The following is a 25,206-nucleotide window of genomic DNA, read 5'->3' as shown; positions in this document are numbered from 1 at the left end:
GATGTCCTGTTGTTTTTTATTGTAGAGGATTACAATAGACAATGTAAGGAATAACAATAATACAGAGAAGGAGATAGTATGGTTTTATCAGCATTAGCTACTATTACAGCCACTATTTTGTTTTGGAGATAACATGAAAAATATTAACTATCATTTAGAAGAAAAAGAAGTAAAGTCAAATTACTTAATAATAAAAAATTGTTTAGATACTCGAAGGTTATGTAAAGTGACAATAGATGACAAACTATTTAAATTACTTTTGTTACTACCAAATGAGGTCAAAGAAATTAAAATTTCGCCTCAATTTAAAAATAAAGTAAAAGTAATTGATATAACAGAATAGAAAGGAGAAACTATGTTTTTTATACCAGTACCAATGTTGTGGTGGATGTGGTTCAGAAAATAAATTAGAAAGAGGTAATAAAATGATTAAGGTAGAAAGAGTTACAAAGCGATTTGGAGATAATATTGCTTTAAATCAAATTAGTTTTTCAATAAACGAAGGAGAAATTTTTGGATTCCTAGGTCCATCTGGTTCAGGGAAGACAACAATGATCAATATTCTGACAGGACAGCTACAGGCTAACAGCGGAAAGACAGAATTATTAGGAAAAGATTCTCAAAAATTACTTCCGTCAGATTTTGAAGAGTTAGGCTTAGTAGGTGACACAAGTGGTTATTACGAAAAATTAAGTTTGTACAATAACTTGTTGCTATTTGCAAGACTATACGGAGTTTCAAAATCTCGAATTGAAGAAATTCTAAAACAAGTTGGTCTGTATGATAGTAAAGACACTCCAGCTGAGAAACTTTCTACAGGAATGCGTCAACGAATGCTTTTAGCTCGTGCTTTAATCAATTACCCTAAAGTTCTATTTTTAGATGAACCTACAAGTGGGTTAGATCCCACCACCTCAAAGAAGATTCACAAATTACTACAGGAGTTAAAGGAAAGAGGAACAACCATTTTCTTAACTACTCATGATATGAATGAGGCGACTTTATTATGTGATAACCTAGCTCTTTTGAATAAAGGTGATCTTATTGAACAAGGAAGCCCAAGCGAAATTATCCAAAAATACAACACGGAAAAAAAAGTTGCAGTAACTTATAGTGATTCGACTAAAAAAGTAGTGCGATTCGAAGACTTGCAGCAAGAAGATTATAAAAAAATAATGACGATTCACTCATGTGAACCAACTTTAGAAGACATTTTTATTAAATTGACAGGAGAAAAATTAAATGTTTAAGAGAATTTTAGCCCTTATCTGGTTGAGGACACAAGTATTGTTAACAAACAAAAACACTTTGGTACAGGTAGTATTCCCATTCTTTCTGGTTCTACTCTTCCAAAATTTTATGAATACAGATGGCACTCAAGGGAAAGTACTATTGTATAGCTCTTTAACAATGGCATTCTCATTTTCTTCTGGGTCAATGATTTCAAACTCTATTGCAGAGGAAAAAGAAAAAAGAATTTTTAAAACACTTATTTTAAGCGGAGTTCGCCGTGGAGAATATCTTGTTTCAGTGTTGTTTTATCCTGTAATCTTTGCCTTGGCTTCAGTTATTTCCTTCCCTATTATGGTTGAAGTGGATTTCGCAAAAGATTATCCTGTATACCTTGTAGTAGCTTCTCTGGTAGCATTATGTACAATCCTCTTAAATTTGGTGATTGGAGCTATTTCAGAGACACAAACGCAAGCTCAGGTTTATGGTTTGATTCCAATGCTTGGTCTCTCATTCTTGCCGATGTTTTCTCAAGTTAGCTCAGAGATCAAGAAATTTATGGATACAACCTTCTTAGGAGTTTATGTAGATTTCTTTAATAAACCAGATTTCAAGTTGAATTTTGACAGTTTGGGAATCACTTTTGCTTGGGTTGTAGCATTACTTGCCCTCAGTTATTGGGGATTGAAAAATAAAAAAAAGTTCCGTTTGGAAAGTTAACATTTAATCAACTTCAAAAACTAACTTTTTTTAAGGCTTAGTGTTAGTAAGCTTTGTAAGAAACCTAGTTTAAAACAATAAACCAGCACTTAAAATGCTGGTTTTTACTGTCTTTCAGCTTCATTATTAGAACACCTCATATTTCTTGCATACGCTTACATAAAGTATTATAATATGATTGTAGGAAAGAAGGTGTTCTTATGTGGAAAAAATATTTTTCAAAATATAAATGGACGGATTTATTTTGGATTCTATTTGTTATTTTGACATGCCTCTTGACGGGTAATGATACTCTTTTTCCGCTTACTCATCAAGAAATCTCTTATCATGGGTGCTTATTTGGAATTACACTTGCATTATATCACTTACTATTTATTGATAAGTTTGTTATCTCGAATCGAAAATAAATGGAGAAGCTAAAAGCTTTAAATGTTTTAGACTTTTGGGATAGATAGTTTAAAAATTGGAATTTAAAACCGCATATCTTTTTGAAATGCGGTTTTTTGTGTCAATTATAGTACTTTCCCAACAAGTATCTCTGCCTCAATGGTAATCTCTGTCAGTTGGCTCCAGTCAATTTTGCTCTGATCAACGTGAAAGAGTAAGGGAGTCATGCTGAGTAGGGCTTGGAGTTGCTCTGTTGTGATAGTCTTAGTCAGAGAGGCCGTTTGGCTAGATAGGATGGTAAAGTGTTCTTGGAAATGATTTTTGATATCTTGATTAGAATAATCCTTGTTTGTCAGCTGGTCTTGTACCTTATGACGGATTTCCTTGAGGTGATTTTTAGTTGGAATAACCTTTATTAAGATGCCGTCTTTGGATAAAACGCGACGAAATTCTCCATAGTTGGCAGGTGAGAAGATATCAAGCAGGATATCCATACTGGCGTCTTTTATAGGAAGTCGTGCCAAGTCGCCAACGAACCAGTTGACTGCCCAGTTGGGTTCGCTCTTGGCAGCGATTTGGACTGAATCTTTGGAGATGTCAAAAGCATAGAAGGTTTTGTCAGGATGCCTTTCTTGGAGTTTGCGAGAATAGAATCCTTCACCACAACCGATATCTAAAATTGTTTTGGCATTTTTTGAGTTTGAAAGTAAATCAGAGACGACCTCTAGAATAGCCTGATAAAATCCAGCTTCTAGGATTTGTTGACGGTTTTGAAAATTTTCCTTGTCGTAGATAGCAGATTGCTTGATTTGAGGTGCCAGATTGACATAGCCGAATTTCGCCAAGTCAAAAGAATGACGGTTGTAGCACTTGAAACTAGTCTCTAGCAGAGTCAGATTTTCTTGACAGATAGGACAGGCAAAGGCAGTCGCAGAAGCAAAACGCTGAATTTTGGGTTTGAGATTTGTATTCATAGTTTAAGTGTATCAAAAGAGGCAAATGAAAGCAACTTTAGGAATAAGTAGATGGGAGATTCAGTAGAAATAAAACTAATTCTCCAATTTATGGAATGAAATTGCTTTTATATCTAAATTGCTATATAATAATGATAAGGAGGAAATAAGTATGTTAAAAGAAGTATTAAGCGTCGCAAAAGTTGCGAAAAAATCATCACTCTTTTTGGGTGGTGTCGCATTTGGTACCCTTGGTTTGAAAATCTTGGCAAGTAAGGAAGCTAAAAAAGGTTATTCTAAAGCTTTGGCTAAGGCTTATAAGTTAAAAGACGAGTTAGATGCATCTGTTTCTGTTGTGAAGCAACATGGAGACGATGTCTTGCAAGATGCCAAATATTTGTATGAGCAAGAGAAAAAAGAAGAGCAATTAGATAGCCTTATAGGGGAATAATATGTCTTTTAAAGTGCTACATAGAGGATACCAACATATCCGACTATCATCTTCTTTTTCACTCACCTTGGATATTCAAGACTATCTTCGTTCCTTGGCGAGAGATGAAAAGGGGATTGAGTCTATCCAGTTTTACATGGATCAACAGCACTTTACTCTACGCATAAAAGAAGGCTTTTCTGTATTAGATAATGCAGAAGCCTTTTTAAAAAGAATTGATAAAGGGAAAGTTTCTGAGTTGATGACTCTTCCCATTCGTAGAGAAGAGAGTGCTTATTCTATTGTTTCAGGTGCAGCGATTAAGCGTATACTTTTTCGTAGTTTTGTGCCGTATCCTATTCGTTATATATGGACTTGTTATCAGGCTTTGGGTTATATTAGAGAAGCCTATCAAACACTAGCGCGTAAGGAACTAACGATGGAGGTCTTGGACTGTTCGGCGATTTTATTGTCCTTATTTATGAACCAATCCAAGACGGCTAGCAATATCATGTTTATGCTTGATTTGGGGAATCATTTAGATCAGTGGTCCTTGAAAAAAACGGCAACAGATTTAGAACAAAGCCTTCTTGCAAAAGAGAGCGATGTATTTCTAGTACAGGGGGATACGGTTGTTAGTATCAAGAGTTCCGATGTTCAAATAGGAGATGTCTTGGTCCTATCTCAAGGAAATGAAATTCTGTTTGATGGACAAGTAGTTTCAGGTTTAGGTATGGTCAACGAAAGTTCCTTGACTGGAGAGAGTTTTCCAGTTGAAAAAAGAGAGTCTGATTTGGTTTGTGCAAATACAGTATTAGAAACTGGAGAGTTACGCATTCGTGTAACCGATAATCAGATGAACAGCCGGATTTTACAACTGATTGAGTTGATGAAGAAATCTGAAGAAAACAAGAGAACGAAACAACGCTATTTCATCAAGATGGCGGATAAGGTCGTTAAATATAATTTCTTGGGGGCTGGGCTAACTTACCTATTGACAGGTTCTTTTTCTAAGGCTATTTCTTTCCTATTAGTCGATTTCTCCTGCGCTTTGAAAATCTCTACTCCTGTAGCTTATTTGGCAGCTATCAAGGAGGGGTTGAACCGTGAAATGGTGATTAAGGATGGAGATGTTCTGGAGAAATATCTGGAAGTTGATACTTTCTTGTTTGATAAGACGGGAACAATCACAACTAGCTATCCGATAGTTGAAAAGGTGTTACCTTTTGGGGACTATAGTGAGGAAGATATTCTCAGAATCAGTGCCTGTCTTGAGGAACACATTTATCATCCTATTGCTAATGCCATCGTCAAGCAAGCTGAGATAGAGGGAATTGAACATGAGGAAATGCATGGGAAGCTCCAATATATCGCAAGCAAGGGGATCAAATCTCATATAGATGGGCAACCAGTTCTTATTGGAAATTATGTCTTGATGCAGGATGAGCAAATTCATATCAGTTCCGAGCAAAATGCTTTAATTGAAGAGTACAAGAGTCACTACAATCTCTTATTCTTAGCCTACCAGAATGAATTAATTGGAATGTTCTGCATCCATACTCCTTTGAGAAAAGAAGCTAAGGCAGCCTTGGAGAAACTTAAGGCACAAGGGAAAAAATTGATTCTGGCAACAGGGGACACCTTGGTTAGAACAGAGGAATTAGTCAAAGATTTGCCCTTTGATCAGGTCTATACAGACTTGAAACCTGATGGGAAATTTGAGTTAGTAGAGGAACTGCAGAAAGCAGGTCACACTATTTTGATGGTTGGGGATGGGTTGAATGACTCAGCTGCTCTAACCCTATCAGATATCGGTGTGGTGATGAATGAGAGTGCAGATATTTCTAAGCAGATGAGCGATATCTTATTGTTAGATAATCGTTTGGATTTCTTCCAAGAGTTGGATTCGCTATCATTATCTTTGCAAACACTCATCAAGAAGAATATTCAAGATACCGTTGTCGTAAATAGTAGTTTGATTGGCTTTGGCTTGTTTAATTGGCTCAGTCCTTCAAATCTCTCTATCTTACATAATCTAACAACCTTACGTATTGTACTGCGTAGCCTGTCTATTAAGGGATAGGTGGGGACTATTAACAGCAAAAAGGAGTTACCTTTCTCGAGGTTAACTCCTTTTTTTATAGGTAAATGTTGAACAGTTTAGTAAGTCAATACAAAGTATTTTTTCTTTCCACGACGGATAACAGTCAGTTCGTTTTCTAACTTATCTGCGTCACTCAAGACATAGTCAAGGTCTTGGATGCGGTCGCCGTTGACGTAGATAGCTCCGTTTTGAACATCTTCACGGGCTTGGCGTTTTGAGTTTACTACACCAGATGAGACGAGCAGTTCCACGATGTTGTGGTTTTCATCTGCTTGAACTTGGTAGTTTGGTACACCCCGAAGTCCTTGTTTGAGTTCTTTAACAGAAAGGTTTTTGATGTTTCCTGCAAAGAGTTGCTCAGTGATGTTGAGGGCTTCTTTGTAGGCTTCTTCGCCATGAACAAGTGTAACGACTTCACGAGCCAAAACTTTTTGTGCCAATCGTTCGTGTGGAGCCGCTTCAAATTGTTTATGGATGTCTTCAATCTCATCAAGTGACAAGAAAGTAAAGATTTTCAAGAAGCGAACAGCGTCAGCATCCATAACGTTCATCCAGAATTGGTACATTTCGTATGGAGAAGTCTTTTCAGAATTAAGCCAGACTGCATTTCCTTCTGATTTACCAAATTTCTTACCAGTTGCATCTGTGATCAGTGGAACAGTGATAACGTGGCCAGTCTTGTCAGCCTTACGACGAAGCAATTCAGTACCAGCTGTCATATTTCCCCATTGGTCAGAACCACCGATTTGTAGCGTTACGTTGTGTTCTTGGTTAAGGACGAAGAAATCGTACCCTTGCATGATTTGGTAAGCAAACTCAGTGTAAGAAATTCCTGTTTCGATCCGTTTTTTCACAGACTCCTTACTCATCATGTAGTTGACAGTAAAGTATTTTCCGATATCACGGAGGAAATCAATGAAGCTGATGCTGCCAAACCAGTCGTAGTTGTTGACCATGACAGCCTTGTTTTCACCATTTTCAAAGTCAAGAAAACGAGAAAGTTGTCCTTGGATAGACTTGACCCAGCCATCTACTGTGTCTTTTGTTTGGAGACTACGTTCAGCATCTTTGAAGGACGGATCTCCGATGAGACCTGTAGCACCGCCAACGAGCGCATAAGGTTTGTGACCTGCTAGTTGCAAGCGACGACTTGTTAAGATTGCGACAAGGTGGCCTAGGTGAAGGCTGTCAGCAGTTGGATCGTAGCCAGTATAATAAGAAACTTGACCTTCTTCTAGGGCTTTACGCAAAGCTTCTTCATCAGTCGTTTGAAAAATCAAACCACGCTCTTTTAGCTCATCAAAAATGTGCATGTGTCTTTTCTCCTTTATAAAATATTGTTTCTACCTATTGTATCACAAACTTGGGCAATAGCCTAGTAGAATAGGGAAGAAAGTGGCTATTTTATTGAAAGTTTACCTTTTATGGTATAATAGAAAGAGCGAGGATATTCATGAAAGAAAGAATCAGTGAATTAAAAACAAAAATGTTGAACATTTTTCAACAAGGTGCCCTGAGGAAAAAACAAGAGGGTAAGAAACATAAAAAGTCTAGTTCAGTAAATCAGCCGATTGGAGTCGGATCTATTTTTGCGAAAATTTTGAGAGGTATTAAAGTGACCTTTAATACTCTTTTTATCCTAGGCTTTATCGGTGGGCTTTTTGGTGCTGGTCTAGCTATTGGTTATGGAGTTGCTTTGTTTGACAAGGCTAAGGTCCCTCAAGCAGAGGAGTTGTTGAAGCAAGTTAAGAATATTGCTTCCATATCAGAAATCACTTATTCTGACGGTAGTACAATCGCTTCGATTGAGGGGGATTTGCTACGTACTTCTGTCGGCTCAGATGCTATCTCTGATAACTTGAAGAGGGCTATCATTGCGACAGAGGATGAACATTTTAACGAACACCATGGAGTTGTACCTAAGGCTGTTATTCGTGCGACTCTGGGAACATTTGTTGGTCTGGGGTCGTCCAGTGGAGGTTCGACCTTAACGCAGCAGGTCATCAAACAGCAGGTTGTTGGAGACGCTCCGACATTGGCTCGTAAGGCAACAGAGATTGTCGATGCACTTGCTTTAGAAAGAGTGATGGGGAAAGATGAGATTCTAACAGCCTATCTCAATATCGCTCCTTTTGGTAGAAATAATAAAGGGCAAAACATTGCAGGTGCTCAGCAAGCAGCAGAAGGAATTTTCGGTGTAGAAGCAAGTAAATTGAGCGTACCACAAGCTGCGTTTATCGCAGGTTTGCCCCAGAGTCCTATTAGTTATTCTCCTTATGAATCTGACGGCAGTATGAAGAGTGATGAGGATATGGCTTTGGGAATCAAGCGCGCTAAGGACGTGCTGTACAATATGTATCGCACAGGTGCATTAAGCCAGGAAGATTACCAACAGTATAAGGATTATGATTTTAAAAAAGATTTCCTACCATCGGGTAGTGTGAGTACTGCTTCTCGCGGGTATCTTTACTTTGCGACTCTAGCCGAAGCTGTAGATAGGATGTATGACTATTTGATTCAGCAAGATAATGTTTCTAGTCAAGAATTGAAAAATGAATCTATTCAGAAAGCTTATCGTGATTTAGCAACTAAAGAAATTGAAAATGGTGGGTATAAAGTTACTACAACTATCAATAAAAATATCCACACAGCTATGCAGAATGCTGTTGCTAGTTATGGCCGACTAGTGGATGACTCGACAGGACAGCCTGAAGTGGGGAATGTTTTGATGGATAACAAAACAGGGGCTATCCTTGGGTTTGTCGGTGGTCGAAATTATCAAGAAAATCAGAATAATCACGCCATCGATACCAAACGATCCCCTGCTTCCACAACCAAACCTCTCTTGGCCTATGGTATCGCTATTGATCAGGGACTTATGGGGAGTGCAAGCATCTTGTCGAACTATCCGACAAATTTCTCTAACGGGAATCCGATTATGTATGTCAATAGCCCTGGTACGGCTATGATGACTCTTGGAGAAGCTCTTAATTATTCATGGAATATACCGGCCTATTGGACCTACCGCACGCTTCGAGAGAAGGGTGTTGATGTGAAAGGTTACATGGAAAAAATGGGTTATGAAATTCCAGAATATGGTATTGAAAGTTTACCTATGGGTGGAGGAATTGAGGTCACAGTTGCCCAGCACACCAACGGTTATCAGACCATAGCTAACAATGGTGTTTATCAACAGAAACACATGATTGCTAAGATAGAGTCTCCTGATGGCCGAGTGGTTTATGAATATAAATCTCAACCTGTTCAGGTTTATTCTAAGGCAACAGCGACTATTATGCAGAGTTTACTCCGTGATGTCATTTCATCTCGTATTACTTCTAGTTTCCAGTCAGACTTATCGTCTATTAATCCTAGTCTAGCAAGTGCAGATTGGATTGGAAAAACGGGTACAACGAATGAAGACGAGAACATGTGGCTCATGCTTTCGACACCTAGATTGACTTTAGGAGGTTGGTTAGGTCATGATGATAATCGACCACTTGCTAAAGGTGCAGGTCACTACCGAAATGCGAATTATATGGCTCATTTGGTTAATGCTATTCAACAAGCTGAACCAGGTATTTGGGGAAATGAGCGCTTTAATCTTGATTCTAGTGTCACAAAATCACAGGTGCTAAAATCAACAGGGCAAAAGCCGGGCAAGGTCTCAATCAATGGAAAGGAAGTTGATATTTCAGGGTCTACAGTAACAAGTTACTGGGCTACAAAAGAAGGAGCACCAGTCACTACTTACAGATTTGCGATTGGGGGTAGCGATGCAGACTATCAGAATGCTTGGAAGAGTATTCTAGGAAATCTCCCTAGTTTGACATTACCAAATGTAAATAATAACTCTGGAACAAGATCATCAACAGGAACTTCTAGGTCTAATCGATAATATAGAGTAGTAGCAAGGATAAAAATGTTCTATCCTTGCTACTTTTTTCTTTTTCATTTTCATGTTAAAATAAATATATGAATCAATATCAGAAAAAGATTGTTAAGGGGACAATCTATTCACTATTATCAGGTTTAATCTGGGGGATTTGCGGGATTTTAGGAGAGTATTTCTTTACTCATTATAAAGTATCTTCGGGCTGGATTACTTCTATGCGTTTACTGGTAGCCGGAAGTCTTGTTTTGATCCTATCAGCCTTTCAGTTACGTAGGAAGTTAGTCGATATTTGGCGAGATAAGAAAAATTATCTACCCTTTTTAGCTTATGCTATTTTGGGGATTTTTTCTGTGCAGTTTTTCTTTTATCTATGCGTTGAGTACTCAAATGCGACAACTGCGACTATTTTACAATTTATCAGTCCAGTTTTTATCCTATTTTACAATCGAATGGTTTACAAAAAGAAGGCGTCTCTTAGTGCTATCCTATATGTTTTGATTGCCATGCTGGGTGTGTTTTTAATGGCTACTAGAGGAGATTTATCGCAGCTGTCTATGACTCCCTTGGCTTTGATAACTGGCTTGCTCAGTGCAGTTGGAGTCATGTTTAATGTTATCTTGCCACAGCCTTTTGCCAAGCGATATGGCTTTATACCGACAGTTGGTTGGGGGATGATTATAGCGGGATTATTTAGTAACCTACTCCATCCAGTCTATCGTATTACTTTTCAGTTAGATATTGTGAGTGTGTTGATTTGTTTAACGATAGCTGTATTCGGGACTGCATTTGCTTTCTTTATTTCGATGAAGGCGGTATCCCTTGTATCTCCTTTGGTTGTATCAGTGGTGAGTGCTAGTGAGCCACTTTCTTCAGCTTTACTGAGCGTTCTCTTTCTTGGTCTAGTTATGGATGGATTTCTAGCTTTGTCTATGGTGTTGATTATTGTTCCTATGATTTTCTTGTCTGTAGAAGAAGCTAAGGGGAGAAATTAAAGAGGGTTATTTTAATAGTTGAGGCTTCAAATTTGAGGCCTTTTTTGGTAGAATAGGTATCATTAAAATGAACTAGGAGGCGCCTATGACTGCTACAAAAATGAACGCACAAGAAATTATCCAATTTATCGCCAATGCTGAAAAGAAAACCAGTGTTAAAGTAACCTTTGAGGGACAACTCGCAACTGCTGTACCAAGCTCTGTTGTTAAACTAGGGAATGTCCTATTTGGAGACTGGGAAGATGTGGCTCCGCTTCTCGATGGCTTGGTAGAAAATCAAGACTATGTTGTTGAGCAAGATGCTCGTAATTCTGCAGTTCCTTTGCTAGATAAACGTGCTATCAACGCTCGTATCGAGCCAGGTGCTATTATCCGTGACCAGGTTGAAATTGGTGCCAATGCTGTTATCATGATGGGGGCTGTTATCAATATCGGTGCTGAAATTGGTGCAGGAACCATGATTGATATGGGTGCTATCCTTGGTGGCCGTGCCATCGTTGGGAAAAACAGTCACGTTGGTGCAGGTGCGGTTTTGGCAGGTGTGATTGAGCCAGCTAGCGCAGAACCAGTCCGTGTTGGAGACAATGTTCTCATCGGTGCCAATGCAGTGGTTATCGAAGGAGTCCAAATCGGTAGTGGTTCAGTTGTTGCAGCAGGAGCCATTGTTACCCAAGATGTCCCAGAAAACGTAGTAGTAGCAGGTGTTCCAGCTCGCATTATCAAAGAGATTGATGCCCAAACCCAACAAAAAACAGCGCTAGAGGATGCGCTTCGTACCTTATAATTGTAAAAGTAATCAAGAGGCGGAACCCTTCTTCCAGCCTCTTTCTGCTATATCGGAGGATAGATAGATGTTAGATTTGATTCAGACTAGACGAGATTTGCACCAGATTCCAGAGATTGGCTTGGAGGAATTCAAAACTCAGGCATATTTGCTGGATGTGATTGAGAAATTGACTGCGGGCAAGGATTTTGCCCAAGTTCGAACTTGGCGGACAGGTATTTTGGTCTATTTGCAGGGAAGTCAGCCAGAGCGGACCATTGGTTGGCGAACAGATATTGATGGTCTGCCTATCGTCGAACAAACAGGACTACCTTTTTCTTCCCAACACCAAGGTCGCATGCATGCTTGTGGACATGATTTCCACATGACTATTGCTTTGGGCTGTCTTGAGCGAGCCCTTGAGGAGCAACCAAAGAACAATCTGCTCTTTCTGTTTCAACCTGCTGAAGAAAATGAAGCTGGTGGCATGCTCATGTATGAGGATGGCGCTTTTGGAGACTGGTTGCCAGACCAGTTTTATGGACTTCATGTTCGGCCAGATTTGAAGGTTGGTCAGATTGCGACCAATACTCATACACTCTTTGCAGGGACTTGCGAGGTGAAGATTCGTTTCAAAGGCAAAGGAGGACACGCAGCCTTTCCACATGAAGCTAATGATGCCTTGGTAGCTGCTAGTTACTTTGTGACCCAGGTGCAGTCAGTAGTCAGTCGCAATGTTAACCCAATTGAGGGTGCAGTGGTGACCTTTGGAGTTTTCCAAGCTGGAACAACCAACAATGTTATCTCAGACACAGTCTTTTTGCATGGAACTATTCGGGCCTTGACTCAGGATATGAGTCTCTTGGTGCAAAAGAGGGTCAAAACAGTTGCAGAAGGCGTTGCAGCTGCCTTTGGTATGGAAGTCGAAGTGGAACTCAAACAAGGGGGTTACTTGCCTGTTGAGAACCATCCAGCCTTGGCGCGTGAACTGATGGATTTCTTTGAAGAAAAAGATGGAATTGAGTTGATTGATATCGAACCTGCTATGACAGGTGAGGACTTTGGTTATCTCCTTTCAAAAGTTGATGGCGTTATGTTCTGGTTAGGTATTGATAGTCCCTACGCCCTTCATCACCCTCAGATGAATCCCAAGGAAGAAGCCTTAGCCATTGGGGTGGATGCGGTTTCTAGTTTCCTGAAAAAGAAGGCAGCAGAGTAGAGGAATTGTCTATGAAAGCAGAATTACGCAAGCAAGTCTTGCAAGAAATGAAGGCTATATCTCAAGAGCAAAAACAGGCTATAGACCAATCTTTAACCGAGCGATTGTTACAACACCCCTTTTACCAAGAAGCCAAGGTCATCGCAACCTATCTCTCTTTTCCTCATGAATTTCAAACACAGGAACTGATTGAGCAGGCGCTGAAGGACGGCAAGAAGGTTTTGATACCCAAAACTTATCCCAAGGGGCGCATGGACTTTGTGGTCTATGATTCGCAACAGTTGGTAAAAACTTCTTTTGGATTACTGGAGCCACAGGGAAATTTGGAAGTGGTGGATGCCTCTCAGATTGATTTGATTCATGTTCCTGGTCTGGCTTTTACGACGAAAGGATATCGGATAGGATACGGTGGAGGCTATTATGACCGCTATCTGGAACATTTTTCTGGTCATACTTTGAGTACGATATATCCTTGTCAAATTCAGGACTTTATCCCTGAAAACCATGATATTCCTGTTCAGGAGGTATTAATTGATGAAGGAAATCTTTGATAGACGTTATCCTGTGACGAGTTTCTTTCTTTTTGTGACGGCCTTGGTATTTTTACTAATGTTGATCACTGCAGGCAGAAACTTTGACAGGGCAGATACATTATTTCGATTTGGAGCCATGTATGGGCCAGCTATTCGCCTCTTTCCTGAGCAGGTTTGGCGTCTCTTCTCTGCCATTTTTGTTCATATTGGGTGGGAACATTTCATTGTCAATATGCTTTCGCTCTATTATCTTGGTAGGCAGGTAGAGGGAATTTTCGGATCCAAGAAGTTTTTCTTTCTCTATCTCTTATCAGGAATGATGGGCAATCTCTTCGTTTTTGTATTTAGTCCAAAATCCTTAGCAGCAGGAGCTTCTACTTCTCTCTATGGACTATTTGCTGCGATTATTGTTCTTCGCTATGCTACGCGTAATCCTTATATCCAGCAGTTGGGGCAATCCTATCTGACACTTTTTGTGGTTAACATTATTGGAAGTGTTCTGATTCCAGGAATTAGCCTAGCAGGACATATCGGTGGTGCAGCCGGCGGAGCATTTCTAGCAGTTATCTTTCCAGTTCGAGGTGAAAGACGGATGTATAGTACCAGCCAGAGGTTAGGAGGGGTAGTGTTGTTCGTAGGACTCGCAGTTTTGCTTTTCTACAAGGGAATGGGGCTGTGACGACTAATATGTAAACTTGAATAAGAAAAAAGCTACTTAAAAAATGAGTAGCTTTTAATGTGACTTGGAACCATTCGAAACAACACAGCAAGTTAAAATAAGGCTTTGTATGTAGATGATTTGAGAAAGTGAGCGCCCATTCTATCGCGAAGAAGTCATTTGTAAATAAGTTTTTTTGCAGAAAATTGAGAATGGTGTGCTTTTTTATTTCTTTTGTATCGTAAGTTTCTAGAATATAGTGTTGTATCAGTCTTATTATATATTTTAAAAATAGAAAATGTTATAATATTAGAAATTGATTGAAGAATTATTAGAATAAAAGAGGTATAAAGTTGGAAAATTGTGTTTACATTATTTCAGGCCCCCCAGGCGTTGGGAAAAGTACTGTTAGTAAAGAGTTAGCTTATTCTTTTGATAAAAGTGCAGTTATAGAGGGGGATTTGATTTACTTAATGATTAAAGGTGGTATAGTGGCTCCCTGGGAAGATGAGGGCTATTACATGGATTTGTTTTGGGACAATATCATCAGCTTGACCAATAATTTTATAACTCGAGGCATCTCTGTCGTAATAGAGTATGTCATTTTTGAATACCAACTGAAGAAAATTGCATCTTTCTTAAAAGAAAAACAAATTGGTCTAAAATATTGTGTCTTAATGGCCGAAGAAAAAACCTTGAAAGATAGGGATGATTCTCGAAAAGAAATTGAAAGAGTGGGCAACTTATCAATACAAGCAAGAAGTGAGTTTCTAGCTAAAAATAAGGAGAAGGAAAAACATTTTCTGTATACAGATGATTTAGACGTCCCCAAAATAGCAAATATCATTAAAACTTCAAATCGATTTTTGATTGAAAATCTGTAATCCATCATTAAGGACCGAAGTTGAGTTGGTAGATTTAGAGACATATCTCATAAATCTTTAAATTGTATGTAAATTTGTAAAATAATTAAGTCTCCAGCAAGTTGACTCTGGAGACTTAATTTATTAACTGGAAACTAATTCTATTCCCCCTCAGCCAATTCTTTTCCCAGTTGGATGAGGTAATCTTTCAAGTCATCTTTGACTTGTGGGTGCTTGAGGGCATAGTCAATAGATGTTTTCATAAAGCCAAACTTATCGCCAACGTCGTAACGAGCTCCTGTAAATTCGCGGGCGAAAACACGTTGTGTTTTATTAAGCGTATCAATAGCGTCGGTAAGCTGGATCTCATTTCCAGCACCGGGAGCTTGATTTTCGAGGATTTCAAAAATTTCTGGTGTGAGCAGATAGCGTCCGATGATTGCCAAATCACTTGGAGCATCTTCTGGAGCTGGTTTTTCAACGAAAGTTTCGACACTGTAGAGACCATTAATCCCTTCACCCTGAGGAGCTATAACTCCATATGCTGAAACTTCTTCATGAGGGACAGGCATAACAGCAATTGTTGATGCGTGAGTCAACTCGTAATCATTCATCAATTGTTTTGTCAAAGGTACAGCGTTGTCATCTGTGATATCCATTAGGTCGTCACCCAGCATGACAACAAAGGGCTCATTCCCTACAAAAGCTTTGGCTTGTAAGACAGCATCTCCAAGACCACGAGGATGGCTTTGACGGATAAAGTGAAGGCGAATGCCAGTTGTTTCGTCTACCAATTTTAGCAAGTCATGTTTGCATTTTTCTTTGAGGTTGTACTCAAGCTCAAAGTTTGAGTCAAAGTGGTCTTCAATAGAACGTTTTGATTTACCAGTAACAACCAGAATATCTTCAATACCTGATTTAAGAGCTTCTTCTACGATAAATTGGATAGTTGGTTTGTCTACAATTGGCAACATTTCTTTAGCAAGTGCTTTGGTTGCTGGTAAAAATCGAGTCCCGAGTCCAGCGGCAGGGATGACTGCCTTTCTAACTTTTGATGTCATAAGAATCCTTTCTTTAGAGGGTTAAGACCACTCATTTTCTGCTTTAAATTCATTGTTCATGATGTCATAAATGGCATCTTTGATATTGGTTCCGTGGTAGATAACTTGGTAAATGGCCTGTGTAATGGGCATATAGACTCCAAGTTCTTGCGCTAGTTCATAGGCTGCTCTAGTTGTTGAGATTCCTTCAATCACCATGCCCATATTGGCCTCGATATCAGCTAGGGATTCTCCCCGACCAAGAGCATCTCCGGCTCTCCAGTTACGAGAGTGGATGGAGGTTCCCGTTACGATCAAGTCTCCTACACCAGACAAGCCACTATAGGTCAATGGACTGGCACCGAGTGCTACTCCTAAGCGGGTAATTTCTGCCAAGCCTCGAGCGATGATGGCTGCCTTAGCATTGTCACCAAATCCCAAACCATGTAAAGCTCCAGCACCGACAGCGATAATATTTTTAAGAGCACCGGCAGTTTCGACTCCAATAACATCCGTATTGGTATAAAGTCGGAAGTAGTGATTGCTAAAGAGTTTTTGAACGTATTGAGCTGTTTGTAAATCTTTAGAAGCAGCAGTGATTAAAGTTAGGTCACGCACAATGGTTTCTTCTGCATGACTAGGGCCTGAAACAACGACAATATCACTGCGGAGATGTTCAGGAATTTCTTCTTCAAGAATGGTTGATAATCGTTTATGGCTATCAGGTTCTAATCCCTTTGATGCGTGCATGATGATAGCCTTATGGTCTAAGGTTTTTGCAACTTGTTGGGCAACAAGTCGTGTCACTTTTGTTGGGACAACAAACAAAATCGCATCTACATCTTTCAGTGCCTCTGATAAGTCGGTGTAGGCAATGATATTTTCATCTAGAACGACATCTTTAAAGTAGTGTTTGTTAGTATGATTGGTATTAATTTCATTGATTTGTTCGGGAAGATTTCCCCAAATACGTACCTCGTGTCCATTGTCATTTAAGACTTGTGAAAGGGCAGTTCCCCAAGAACCAGGCCCCAAGACGGCGATGGTTTGTTTTTCCATATTCCCCTCCTTTATAACCTTCTTTTTACTATTTTACCATAAAAACCTTTATCATGCATTACTGTAGATGAAAGCGCACTAATTTGTATCAAGGAGACTTCTTTGACAAGTTCCCACTTTTTTGCTAGAATAACATCACACAAACAGAATGAGAAGGAGCTGACGTATTGTCGCTCCCTTTTGTCTATTTTTTAAGGAGAAAGTATGCTGATTCAGAAAATCAAAACCTACAAGTGGCAGGCCTTAGCTTCGCTTCTGATGACAGGCTTGATGGTTGCTAGTTCACTTCTGCAACCGCGTTATCTGCAGGAAGTGTTAGACGCCCTCCTTGCTGGGAAATATGAAGCCATTTATAGTATCGGGGCTTGGTTGATTGGTGTGGCCTTGGTCGGTCTGGTTGCTGGCGGGCTCAATGTTGTCCTCGCAGCCTATATTGCCCAAGGGGTTTCATCTGACCTTCGGGAGGATGCCTTCCGTAAAATACAAACCTTTTCTTATGCCAATATTGAACAGTTTAATGCGGGAAATCTAGTCGTTCGTATGACAAACGACATCAACCAGATTCAGAACGTCGTCATGATGACCTTCCAAATTCTTTTTAGACTTCCACTCTTGTTCATCGGTTCGTTTATCCTTGCGGTTCAAACTTTACCGTCTCTGTGGTGGGTGATTGTTCTCATGGTGATCTTGATTTTTGGTTTGACTGCTGTCATGATGGGAATGATGGGGCCTCGTTTTGCCAAGTTTCAAACCCTTCTTGAGCGCATCAATGCCATTGCCAAGGAAAATCTGCGTGGCGTTCGCGTGGTCAAGTCTTTTGTCCAAGAAAAAGAGCAGTTTGCTAAGTTTACGGAGGTTTCAGACGAGCTTCTCGGTCAAAATCTTTACATCGGTTATGCCTTTTCAGTAGTGGAACCTTTCATGATGTTGGTCGGTTATGGGGCGGTATTCCTCTCTATTTGGCTAGTTGCAGGGATGGTTCAGTCGGAACCGTCAGTTGTTGGCTCCATTGCTTCCTTTGTCAATTACCTGAGCCAGATTATCTTTACCATTGTTATGGTTGGATTTTTGGGAAATTCTGTCAGTCGTGCCATGATTTCTCTGCGTCGTATTAGAGAAATTCTTGATGCAGAGCCAGCCATGACCTTCAAGGATGTCCCAGATGAAGAGTTGGTTGGAAGTCTTAGCTTTGAAAATGTGACCTTTACCTATCCAATGGACAAGGAACCAATTCTGAAAGATGTGAGCTTTACTATTGAACCTGGTCAGATGGTTGGTGTAGTTGGAGCCACTGGTGCAGGAAAATCAACCTTGGCTCAATTGATTCCACGTCTCTTTGACCCGCAGGAAGGGGCTATCAAAATCGGAGGCAAGGATATTCGAGAATTGAGTGAAGGGACCCTGCGTAAAGCTGTCTCTATCGTTCTCCAACGTGCCATTCTCTTTAGTGGAACGATTGCAGATAACTTGAGACAGGGCAAAGGAGATGCCACTCTATTTGAAATGGAGCGTGCAGCCAATATTGCTCAGGCTAGCGAATTTATTCATCGTATGGAAAAAACCTTTGAAAGTTCAGTTGAGGAACGAGGGACCAATTTCTCTGGTGGGCAAAAGCAAAGGATGTCGATTGCGCGTGGAATTGTCGGCAATCCACGTATTCTGATTTTTGACGATTCGACCTCAGCCTTGGATGCTAAGTCAGAGCGCCTGGTTCAAGAAGCCTTGAATAAGGACTTGAAGGGAATAACAACCATTATCATCGCGCAAAAGATTAGCTCGGTTGTTCACGCGGATAAAATCTTGGTTCTAGATCAAGGCCGATTGATTGGTCAAGGCACGCATGCAGACTTAGTTGCCAACAATGCCGTTTACCGTGAAATCTACGAAACACAGAAGGGAAAGGAGGAGTAAAATGAAGACAGTTCAATTTTTTTGGAATTATTTTAAGGTCTACAAGTTCTCATTTGTGGTTGTTATCTTGATGCTGGTTCTATCAACTCTTGCCCAAGCCCTCTTTCCGGTCTTTTCTGGACAAGCGGTGACGCAGTTAGCTAATTTAGTTCAAGCTTATCAAGATGGCAATCCAGAACTTGTCTGGCAAAGTCTATCAGGAATCATGGTCAATCTTGGTCTGCTAGTTTTGGTTCTGTTTATCTCCAGTGTGATATACATGTGTCTCATGACGCGCGTGATTGCAGAGTCGACCAACGAAATGCGAAAAGGCCTCTTTGGGAAGCTTGCCCGATTGACGGTTTCTTTTTTTGACCGTCGACAAGATGGCGATATCCTGTCTCGTTTTACCAGTGATTTGGATAATATCCTCCAAGCCTTTAATGAAAGTCTGGTTCAGGTCATGAGCAATATTGTTTTATACATTGGTCTGATTCTTGTCATGTTTTCGAGAAATGTGACGCTGGCCCTCATCACCATTGCCAGCACACCAGTGGCCTTCCTTATGTTGATTTTCATCGTAAAAATGGCACGCAAATACACCAACCTCCAGCAGAAAGAGGTAGGGAAGCTCAACGCCTATATGGATGAGAGTATCTCAGGCCAAAAAGCCGTGATTGTGCAAGGAATTCAAGAGGATATGATGGCAGGATTTCTTGAACAAAATGAGCGCGTGCGCAAGGCAACCTTTAAAGGAAGAATGTTCTCAGGAATTCTTTTCCCTGTCATGAATGGGATGAGTCTGGTCAACACAGCCATCGTTATCTTTGCTGGTTCAGCTGTACTTTTGAATGATAAGTCTATTGAAACAAGTACAGCCCTAGGTCTGATTGTTATGTTTGCCCAATTTTCACAGCAGTACTATCAGCCTATTATCCAAGTTGCGGCTAGTTGGGGAAGTCTTCAGTTGGCCTTTACGGGGGCTGAACGGATTCAGGAAATGTTTGACGCAGAGGAAGAAATCCGACCTGAAAAGGCTCCAATCTTCACTAAGTTACAAGAAGGTGTTGAAATTAGTCATATTGATTTTTCATACTTGCCTGATAAACCTATTTTGAAAGATGTCAGCATTTCCGCTCCGAAAGGCCGGATGACCGCGGTTGTTGGTCCGACAGGTTCAGGGAAAACGACTATTATGAATCTTATCAATCGCTTTTATGATGTTGATGCTGGTGGTATTTATTTTGACGGCAAAGACATTCGTGACTATGATTTAGATAGTCTTAGAAGCAAGGTGGGAATTGTTTTGCAAGATTCGGTCCTATTTAGCGGAACGATTCGAGACAATATCCGTTTCGGTGTACCAGATGCTAGTCAAGAAATGGTTGAGGTAGCAGCCAAGGCAACCCACATTCACGACTATATCGAAAGCTTACCTAACAAATACGATACTCTTATAGATGATGACCAGAGCATCTTCTCGACAGGGCAGAAACAATTGATTTCTATCGCTCGAACCCTGATGACAGATCCAGAAGTTCTCATTCTCGATGAAGCAACTTCAAACGTAGATACGGTGACAGAAAGCAAGATTCAGCATGCCATGGAGGCGGTTGTAGCAGGCAGAACCAGTTTTGTCATTGCCCATCGTTTGAAGACCATCCTCAATGCAGACCAGATTATTGTCCTCAAAGATGGAGAAGTCATTGAACGTGGTAATCACCATGAACTCTTAAAACTAGGTGGATTCTACTCAGAACTCTATTACAATCAATTTGTCTTTGAGTAAGAAAAAAGTTGTCCTATGCGGGCAGTTTTTTCTTATCCATAAAAAATATTTATCACGACCTTAAAAAAAACATATTAGACGAAAGACGTTTTGAGTGATAAGATAGGACTATCGTTATACTCAATGAAAATCAAAGAGCAAACTAGGAAGCTAGCCGTAGGTTGCTCAAAGCACTGCTTTGAGGTTGTAGATAGAACTGACGAAGTCAGTAACATATATACGATAAGGCGACGCTGACGTGGTTTGAAGAGATTTTCGAAGAGTATTAACATTCGAAAGGAGAGACATCATGACTAGAACGGTTGTAGGAGTTGCTGCAAATCTATGTCCCGTAGATGCAGAGGGCAAAAACATTCATTCATCTGTATCTTGTAGATTCGCAGAGAGCATTCGTCAAGTCGGTGGTCTCCCTTTAGTCATTCCTGTTGGTGATGAGTCAGTTGTACGCGATTATGTGGAAATGATTGACAAACTCATTTTGACAGGTGGACAAAATGTCCACCCTCAGTTTTATGGAGAGAAAAAGACCATCGAGAGCGATGATTACAATCTAGTGCGTGATGAATTTGAATTGGCCCTCTTGAAAGAAGCGCTTCGTCAGAATAAACCAATTATGGCAATCTGTCGCGGTGTTCAACTCGTCAATGTTGCCTTTGGTGGAACCCTCAATCAAGAAATAGAAGGTCACTGGCAAGGATTACCTTTCGGAACATCTCATTCTATTGAGACAGTAGAAGGAAGCGTGGTGGCCAAGCTGTTTGGAAAAGAAAGTCAGGTTAACTCAGTCCATCGTCAAAGCATTAAAGATTTGGCACCTAATTTCCGTGTAACTGCTATTGATCCAAGAGACCAAACCATCGAAGCGATTGAGTCTATCGACGAACACCGCATTATCGGGTTGCAGTGGCATCCAGAGTTTCTGGTTAATGAAGAAGATGGCAATTTAGAATTATTTGAGTATTTATTGAATGAACTGTAACGACTGGTGTATCTGGTCGTTCTTTATTTTATTTTTTCAATTTTTTTGAATGTGGATTTTTACGCAAACGTTTGAATTCTGATAAAAATTGGAGAAATTCGACAAAAAAACTTGAAAAAAACGAAGGCAAGCGTTATGATAGAAAAGAAGAAATATTGGAGGAATAACATGTCACATATTAAATTTGATTATTCAAAAGTTTTAGACAAATTTGTTGCACCACATGAAGTGGAATACATGCAAGCACAAGTTACAACTGCTGACGAAATGATTCGTAAAGGAACTGGTGCTGGTAGCGACTTCCTAGGATGGTTGGATCTTCCTGAAAACTATGACCGCGAAGAATTTGACCGCATCTTGAAAGCTGCTGAGCAAATCAAGTCAGATAGTGATGTTTTGGTTGTTATAGGTATCGGTGGATCTTACCTTGGTGCCAAAGCAGCAATCGACTTCTTGAACCACCACTTTGCAAACTTGCAAACAAAAGAAGAGCGCAAGGCTCCACAAATCCTTTACGCAGGAAACTCAATCTCATCTACTTACCTTGCTGACTTGGTAGAGTACGTAGCTGACAAAGATTTCTCAGTAAACGTGATTTCTAAATCAGGTACAACAACTGAACCAGCTATCGCCTTCCGTGTCTTCAAAGAACTCTTGGTTAAGAAATACGGTCAAGAAGAAGCCAACAAACGTATATACGCTACAACTGACCGCCAAAAAGGTGCTGTTAAGGTTGAAGCAGATGCCAACGGTTGGGAAACATTCGTTGTTCCAGATGACATCGGTGGACGCTTCTCAGTATTGACAGCAGTTGGATTGCTTCCAATCGCTGCATCAGGTGCAGATATCAAAGCCCTTATGGAAGGTGCCAACGTAGCTCGTAAGGATTATACTTCAGACAAGATTGCTGAAAATGAAGCTTACCAATACGCAGTCGTTCGTAACATCCTTTACCGTAAAGGCTACGTTACTGAAATCTTGGTAAACTACGAGCCATCACTTCAATACTTCTCAGAATGGTGGAAACAATTGGCTGGTGAGTCAGAAGGGAAAGACCAAAAAGGTATTTACCCAACTTCAGCTAACTTCTCAACTGACTTGCACTCACTTGGTCAATTTATCCAAGAAGGAACTCGTATCATGTTTGAAACAGTTGTCCGTGTTGATAAACCACGCAAGAACGTGATTATCCCTAGCTTGGAAGAAGATCTTGACGGACTTGGTTACCTTCAAGGAAAAGACGTTGACTTTGTAAACAAAAAAGCGACTGACGGTGTTCTTCTTGCCCACACTGACGGTGATGTGCCAAACATGTACGTGACTCTTCCAAAGCAAGATGCTTTCACTCTAGGCTACACGATCTACTTCTTCGAATTGGCAATTGCCCTTTCAGGTTACTTGAATGCCATCAACCCATTTGACCAACCAGGTGTTGAAGCCTACAAACGTAACATGTTTGCCCTTCTTGGGAAACCAGGATTTGAAGAATTAAGCAAAGAACTTAACGCACGTCTATAATAGAAGAAAAGAGTGGTTTGTCCACTCTTTTTACTCTCTTTATTCATAGAAATTGGACTCAGCCAAGACTTGTGATATAATATAGAGAGCAAAAAGGCAGATGCCTAGAGATTTTATAGGAGAAACTATGTCAAAAGATATCCGCGTACGTTACGCACCAAGTCCAACAGGACTACTACACATCGGGAATGCCCGTACAGCATTGTTCAACTACTTGTATGCACGTCATCATGGTGGAACTTTTATTATTCGTATCGAAGATACTGACCGTAAACGTCATGTCGAGGATGGTGAACGTTCACAGCTTGAAAACCTTCGTTGGTTAGGTATGGATTGGGATGAAAGCCCAGAAACACATGAAAATTACCGCCAGTCTGAGCGTTTGGACTTGTATCAAAAATATATCGACCAACTGTTAGCTGAAGGAAAAGCCTACAAATCTTACGTTACAGAAGAAGAGTTGGCAGCTGAACGCGAACGCCAAGAAGCAGCTGGCGAAACACCACGCTACATCAATGAATACCTTGGTATGAGTGAAGAAGAAAAAGCAGCTTACATCGCAGAACGTGAAGCAGCAGGGATCATCCCAACTGTTCGCTTGGCTGTCAATGAGTCAGGTATATACAAGTGGCATGATATGGTCAAAGGTGATATCGAATTTGAAGGTGGCAATATCGGCGGTGACTGGGTTATCCAAAAGAAAGATGGTTACCCAACATACAACTTTGCCGTTGTTATCGATGACCACGATATGCAAATCTCTCATGTTATCCGTGGAGACGACCACATTGCTAATACACCAAAACAGCTCATGGTTTATGAAGCCCTTGGTTGGGAAGCTCCAGAGTTTGGTCATATGACCTTGATTATCAACTCTGAGACGGGTAAGAAGTTATCTAAACGTGATACTAATACACTTCAATTTATCGAAGATTATCGAAAGAAAGGTTACCTTCCAGAAGCAGTCTTTAACTTCATTGCTCTTCTTGGTTGGAACCCAGGTGGCGAAGATGAAATCTTCTCTCGTGAAGAACTCATTAAACTTTTCGATGAAAACCGCCTCAGCAAGTCACCAGCAGCCTTTGATCAGAAGAAACTCGACTGGATGAGTAATGATTATATCAAGAATGCAGACCTAGAAACTATCTTTGAAATGGCAAAACCATTCTTAGAGGAAGCAGACCGTTTAACTGACAAGGCTGAAAAACTAGTTGAACTCTATAAACCACAAATGAAATCAGTAGATGAGATTATCCCATTGACAGATCTCTTCTTCTCAGATTTCCCAGAATTGACAGAAGCAGAGCGTGAAGTCATGGCGGGGGAAACAGTCCCAACAGTTCTTGAAGTCTTCAAAGCAAAACTTGAGGCGATGACAGATGATGAATTTGTGACAGAAAATATCTTCCCACAAATTAAAGCAGTCCAAAAAGAAACAGGTATTAAAGGAAAAAATCTTTTCATGCCTATTCGTATTGCTGTTTCAGGTGAAATGCATGGACCAGAATTACCAGATACGATCTTCTTGTTAGGTCGTGAAAAATCAATTCAGCATATCGAAAATATGTTAAAAGAAATCTCTAAATAAGAAGGATGTAATAATGGACATCTGGGAAAAGATGTACGAAGAAGCACAGAAACTATACGATCCACATGAAGTATCTGATTTTGTTTATGCCAACCATGTTGTAGCCGCAGTAGAAGCAGAAGATGGACAAATATTTACAGGTTTCTGTATGGAGGGAACCTGTGGTGTATTCCATCTCTGCGCAGAACGGGCGGCCCTCTTCAATATGTACCAATTCTCAGGACAAACTAAAGTTAAGAAAGTATTAGCCTTTCGAGATAAACCACCTTATGGTGGAAGTTCAGCCATGCCTTGCGGTGCCTGTAGAGAATTCCTTTTAGAGCTTAATGCTGAAAATAAAGATGCAGAATTCATGATGGACTATAATATAAGAAAAACAGTTAAAGTCGCAGAACTAATCCCTTATTGGTGGGGAGAAGAACGTGCTTCTAAGTTTAATAATCAATAGAAGAGTCAGTATAATTCTGGCTCTTTTTACTTAGCTTGAAAAAAGATAAAAAAAGGTGTTGACAAAGTTAGAAAAGTGGGTATAATAGTAAGAGTTGAAAATAACAACTCTGGTCCGTTGGTCAAGGGGTTAAGACACCGCCTTTTCA

Annotated in this window: 23 protein-coding genes; 19 read left to right on the top strand and 4 right to left on the bottom strand. The window is 40.1% G+C overall.

The features are described 5' to 3' along the window. Positions 1-133: 133 nt before the first annotated feature. The 4 genes from EII37_RS09400 (at position 134) to EII37_RS11440 (ending at position 2,357) form a co-directional block, all read left to right on the top strand. On the top strand, positions 134-343 hold the full coding sequence (locus EII37_RS09400) for a hypothetical protein (protein WP_124788392.1): 210 nt from the start codon (positions 134-136) through the stop codon (positions 341-343). A gap of 82 nt (positions 344-425) precedes the next feature. Next, a complete protein-coding gene (locus EII37_RS09395; RefSeq protein WP_124788391.1) occupies positions 426-1,250 on the top strand; it encodes an ABC transporter ATP-binding protein in 825 nt (274 codons plus the stop codon). After that, a complete protein-coding gene (locus EII37_RS09390) occupies positions 1,243-1,950 on the top strand; it encodes an ABC transporter permease (protein WP_124788390.1) in 708 nt (235 codons plus the stop codon). The genes EII37_RS09395 and EII37_RS09390 overlap by 8 nt, the downstream gene beginning before the upstream one ends. Positions 1,951-2,150: 200 nt before the next feature. Beyond that, positions 2,151-2,357, top strand: a complete 207-nt coding sequence (locus EII37_RS11440; protein ID WP_124788389.1) for a hypothetical protein — start codon at positions 2,151-2,153, stop codon at positions 2,355-2,357. Between the two features lie 105 nt (positions 2,358-2,462). Here EII37_RS11440 and EII37_RS09380 read toward each other — a convergent pair whose 3' ends face one another. Beyond that, positions 2,463-3,311 carry a putative RNA methyltransferase gene (locus tag EII37_RS09380; protein ID WP_124788388.1) on the bottom strand — a complete coding sequence of 283 codons (849 nt, stop codon included), beginning with the start codon at positions 3,309-3,311 and terminating at the stop codon, positions 2,463-2,465. A 151-nt stretch (positions 3,312-3,462) separates the two neighbouring features. Here EII37_RS09380 and EII37_RS09375 point away from each other — a divergent pair, with 151 nt between their 5' ends. Both EII37_RS09375 and EII37_RS09370 read left to right on the top strand, forming a co-directional pair. Continuing rightward, positions 3,463-3,741: a DUF6110 family protein gene (locus tag EII37_RS09375; RefSeq protein ID WP_000910903.1), complete on the top strand. Its 279-nt coding sequence runs from the start codon at positions 3,463-3,465 to the stop codon at positions 3,739-3,741. A gap of 1 nt (position 3,742) precedes the next feature. After that, complete coding sequence (locus EII37_RS09370) at positions 3,743-5,803, top strand: heavy metal translocating P-type ATPase (protein WP_124788387.1); 2,061 nt, start codon at positions 3,743-3,745, stop codon at positions 5,801-5,803. A gap of 77 nt (positions 5,804-5,880) precedes the next feature. On the opposite strand, the gene tyrS is transcribed toward EII37_RS09370, so the two are convergent. Next, positions 5,881-7,137, bottom strand: a complete 1,257-nt coding sequence (tyrS, locus tag EII37_RS09365) for a tyrosine--tRNA ligase (RefSeq protein ID WP_124788386.1) — start codon at positions 7,135-7,137, stop codon at positions 5,881-5,883. 140 nt (positions 7,138-7,277) lie between these two features. Here tyrS and pbp1b point away from each other — a divergent pair, with 140 nt between their 5' ends. The 7 genes from pbp1b to EII37_RS09330 all read left to right on the top strand — a co-directional run bounded on the left by pbp1b (position 7,278) and on the right by EII37_RS09330 (position 14,768). Then, entirely contained in the window at positions 7,278-9,722 is a 2,445-nt protein-coding gene (pbp1b, locus tag EII37_RS09360) for a penicillin-binding protein PBP1B (RefSeq protein WP_124788385.1), read from the top strand. Between the two features lie 77 nt (positions 9,723-9,799). Next, positions 9,800-10,711 (top strand): DMT family transporter, encoded by a 912-nt coding sequence (locus tag EII37_RS09355; protein ID WP_124788384.1) that lies wholly within the window; start codon positions 9,800-9,802, stop codon positions 10,709-10,711. Positions 10,712-10,796: 85 nt separating this feature from the next. After that, on the top strand, positions 10,797-11,495 hold the full coding sequence (gene dapD, locus EII37_RS09350; protein WP_124788383.1) for a 2,3,4,5-tetrahydropyridine-2,6-dicarboxylate N-acetyltransferase: 699 nt from the start codon (positions 10,797-10,799) through the stop codon (positions 11,493-11,495). Positions 11,496-11,562: 67 nt separating this feature from the next. Continuing rightward, positions 11,563-12,693, top strand: a complete 1,131-nt coding sequence (locus EII37_RS09345) for an N-acetyldiaminopimelate deacetylase (RefSeq protein WP_124788382.1) — start codon at positions 11,563-11,565, stop codon at positions 12,691-12,693. An 11-nt stretch (positions 12,694-12,704) separates the two neighbouring features. After that, positions 12,705-13,244, top strand: coding sequence for a 5-formyltetrahydrofolate cyclo-ligase (locus EII37_RS09340; RefSeq protein ID WP_124788381.1), 540 nt, complete (start codon positions 12,705-12,707; stop codon positions 13,242-13,244). Further along, positions 13,228-13,905, top strand: a complete 678-nt coding sequence (locus EII37_RS09335) for a rhomboid family intramembrane serine protease (protein WP_124788380.1) — start codon at positions 13,228-13,230, stop codon at positions 13,903-13,905. Before EII37_RS09340 ends, EII37_RS09335 begins: the two co-directional genes overlap by 17 nt. Before the next feature lie 332 nt (positions 13,906-14,237). Beyond that, positions 14,238-14,768 (top strand): ATPase AAA, encoded by a 531-nt coding sequence (locus tag EII37_RS09330; RefSeq protein ID WP_042749927.1) that lies wholly within the window; start codon positions 14,238-14,240, stop codon positions 14,766-14,768. Between the two features lie 140 nt (positions 14,769-14,908). Here EII37_RS09330 and galU read toward each other — a convergent pair whose 3' ends face one another. Both galU and EII37_RS09320 read right to left on the bottom strand, forming a co-directional pair. After that, a complete protein-coding gene (gene galU, locus EII37_RS09325) occupies positions 14,909-15,808 on the bottom strand; it encodes a UTP--glucose-1-phosphate uridylyltransferase GalU (protein ID WP_124788379.1) in 900 nt (299 codons plus the stop codon). A gap of 21 nt (positions 15,809-15,829) precedes the next feature. Beyond that, a complete protein-coding gene (locus tag EII37_RS09320; RefSeq protein ID WP_124788378.1) occupies positions 15,830-16,846 on the bottom strand; it encodes an NAD(P)H-dependent glycerol-3-phosphate dehydrogenase in 1,017 nt (338 codons plus the stop codon). A 204-nt stretch (positions 16,847-17,050) separates the two neighbouring features. On the opposite strand from EII37_RS09320, the gene patA reads away from it, so the two are divergent. The 6 genes from patA (at position 17,051) to EII37_RS09285 (ending at position 25,058) form a co-directional block, all read left to right on the top strand. Further along, positions 17,051-18,757 carry a multidrug efflux ABC transporter subunit PatA gene (gene patA / locus EII37_RS09315; protein WP_124788377.1) on the top strand — a complete coding sequence of 569 codons (1,707 nt, stop codon included), beginning with the start codon at positions 17,051-17,053 and terminating at the stop codon, positions 18,755-18,757. A 1-nt stretch (position 18,758) separates the two neighbouring features. After that, the gene (patB, locus tag EII37_RS09310; protein WP_124788376.1) at positions 18,759-20,525 is read left to right on the top strand and encodes a multidrug efflux ABC transporter subunit PatB; all 1,767 of its coding nucleotides are present in this window, start codon (positions 18,759-18,761) and stop codon (positions 20,523-20,525) included. 289 nt (positions 20,526-20,814) lie between these two features. Further along, complete coding sequence (locus EII37_RS09305) at positions 20,815-21,504, top strand: gamma-glutamyl-gamma-aminobutyrate hydrolase family protein (RefSeq protein WP_033687443.1); 690 nt, start codon at positions 20,815-20,817, stop codon at positions 21,502-21,504. A 168-nt stretch (positions 21,505-21,672) separates the two neighbouring features. Next, positions 21,673-23,022: a glucose-6-phosphate isomerase gene (locus tag EII37_RS09295; protein ID WP_124788375.1), complete on the top strand. Its 1,350-nt coding sequence runs from the start codon at positions 21,673-21,675 to the stop codon at positions 23,020-23,022. Positions 23,023-23,149: 127 nt separating this feature from the next. Then, positions 23,150-24,610 carry a glutamate--tRNA ligase gene (gene gltX, locus EII37_RS09290; RefSeq protein ID WP_124788374.1) on the top strand — a complete coding sequence of 487 codons (1,461 nt, stop codon included), beginning with the start codon at positions 23,150-23,152 and terminating at the stop codon, positions 24,608-24,610. 13 nt (positions 24,611-24,623) lie between these two features. Further along, positions 24,624-25,058: a cytidine deaminase gene (locus EII37_RS09285; RefSeq protein WP_124788373.1), complete on the top strand. Its 435-nt coding sequence runs from the start codon at positions 24,624-24,626 to the stop codon at positions 25,056-25,058. The last annotated feature ends 148 nt before the right edge of the window (positions 25,059-25,206 follow it).

The sequence above is a fragment of the Streptococcus sp. OH4692_COT-348 genome (assembly GCF_003859975.1).
Lineage (GTDB): Bacteria > Bacillota > Bacilli > Lactobacillales > Streptococcaceae > Streptococcus.
Note: the sequence above shows the minus strand (reverse complement) of the source record. Positions and strands in the feature narration are given on the sequence as shown.

Excerpts from the sequence above, each read along its gene's own strand:
- EII37_RS09400 (WP_124788392.1), top strand. The coding sequence starts at position 134 with ATGAAAAATATTAACTATCATTTAGAAGAAAAAGAAGTAAAGTCAAAT.
- EII37_RS09395 (WP_124788391.1), top strand. The coding sequence starts at position 426 with ATGATTAAGGTAGAAAGAGTTACAAAGCGATTTGGAGATAATATTGCT.
- EII37_RS09390 (WP_124788390.1), top strand. The coding sequence starts at position 1,243 with ATGTTTAAGAGAATTTTAGCCCTTATCTGGTTGAGGACACAAGTATTG.
- EII37_RS11440 (WP_124788389.1), top strand. The coding sequence starts at position 2,151 with ATGTGGAAAAAATATTTTTCAAAATATAAATGGACGGATTTATTTTGG.
- EII37_RS09380 (WP_124788388.1), bottom strand. The coding sequence starts at position 3,311 with ATGAATACAAATCTCAAACCCAAAATTCAGCGTTTTGCTTCTGCGACT.
- EII37_RS09375 (WP_000910903.1), top strand. The coding sequence starts at position 3,463 with ATGTTAAAAGAAGTATTAAGCGTCGCAAAAGTTGCGAAAAAATCATCA.
- EII37_RS09370 (WP_124788387.1), top strand. The coding sequence starts at position 3,743 with ATGTCTTTTAAAGTGCTACATAGAGGATACCAACATATCCGACTATCA.
- tyrS (WP_124788386.1), bottom strand. The coding sequence starts at position 7,137 with ATGCACATTTTTGATGAGCTAAAAGAGCGTGGTTTGATTTTTCAAACG.
- pbp1b (WP_124788385.1), top strand. The coding sequence starts at position 7,278 with ATGAAAGAAAGAATCAGTGAATTAAAAACAAAAATGTTGAACATTTTT.
- EII37_RS09355 (WP_124788384.1), top strand. The coding sequence starts at position 9,800 with ATGAATCAATATCAGAAAAAGATTGTTAAGGGGACAATCTATTCACTA.
- dapD (WP_124788383.1), top strand. The coding sequence starts at position 10,797 with ATGACTGCTACAAAAATGAACGCACAAGAAATTATCCAATTTATCGCC.
- EII37_RS09345 (WP_124788382.1), top strand. The coding sequence starts at position 11,563 with ATGTTAGATTTGATTCAGACTAGACGAGATTTGCACCAGATTCCAGAG.
- EII37_RS09340 (WP_124788381.1), top strand. The coding sequence starts at position 12,705 with ATGAAAGCAGAATTACGCAAGCAAGTCTTGCAAGAAATGAAGGCTATA.
- EII37_RS09335 (WP_124788380.1), top strand. The coding sequence starts at position 13,228 with ATGAAGGAAATCTTTGATAGACGTTATCCTGTGACGAGTTTCTTTCTT.
- galU (WP_124788379.1), bottom strand. The coding sequence starts at position 15,808 with ATGACATCAAAAGTTAGAAAGGCAGTCATCCCTGCCGCTGGACTCGGG.
- EII37_RS09320 (WP_124788378.1), bottom strand. The coding sequence starts at position 16,846 with ATGGAAAAACAAACCATCGCCGTCTTGGGGCCTGGTTCTTGGGGAACT.
- patA (WP_124788377.1), top strand. The coding sequence starts at position 17,051 with ATGCTGATTCAGAAAATCAAAACCTACAAGTGGCAGGCCTTAGCTTCG.
- patB (WP_124788376.1), top strand. The coding sequence starts at position 18,759 with ATGAAGACAGTTCAATTTTTTTGGAATTATTTTAAGGTCTACAAGTTC.
- EII37_RS09305 (WP_033687443.1), top strand. The coding sequence starts at position 20,815 with ATGACTAGAACGGTTGTAGGAGTTGCTGCAAATCTATGTCCCGTAGAT.
- EII37_RS09295 (WP_124788375.1), top strand. The coding sequence starts at position 21,673 with ATGTCACATATTAAATTTGATTATTCAAAAGTTTTAGACAAATTTGTT.
- gltX (WP_124788374.1), top strand. The coding sequence starts at position 23,150 with ATGTCAAAAGATATCCGCGTACGTTACGCACCAAGTCCAACAGGACTA.
- EII37_RS09285 (WP_124788373.1), top strand. The coding sequence starts at position 24,624 with ATGGACATCTGGGAAAAGATGTACGAAGAAGCACAGAAACTATACGAT.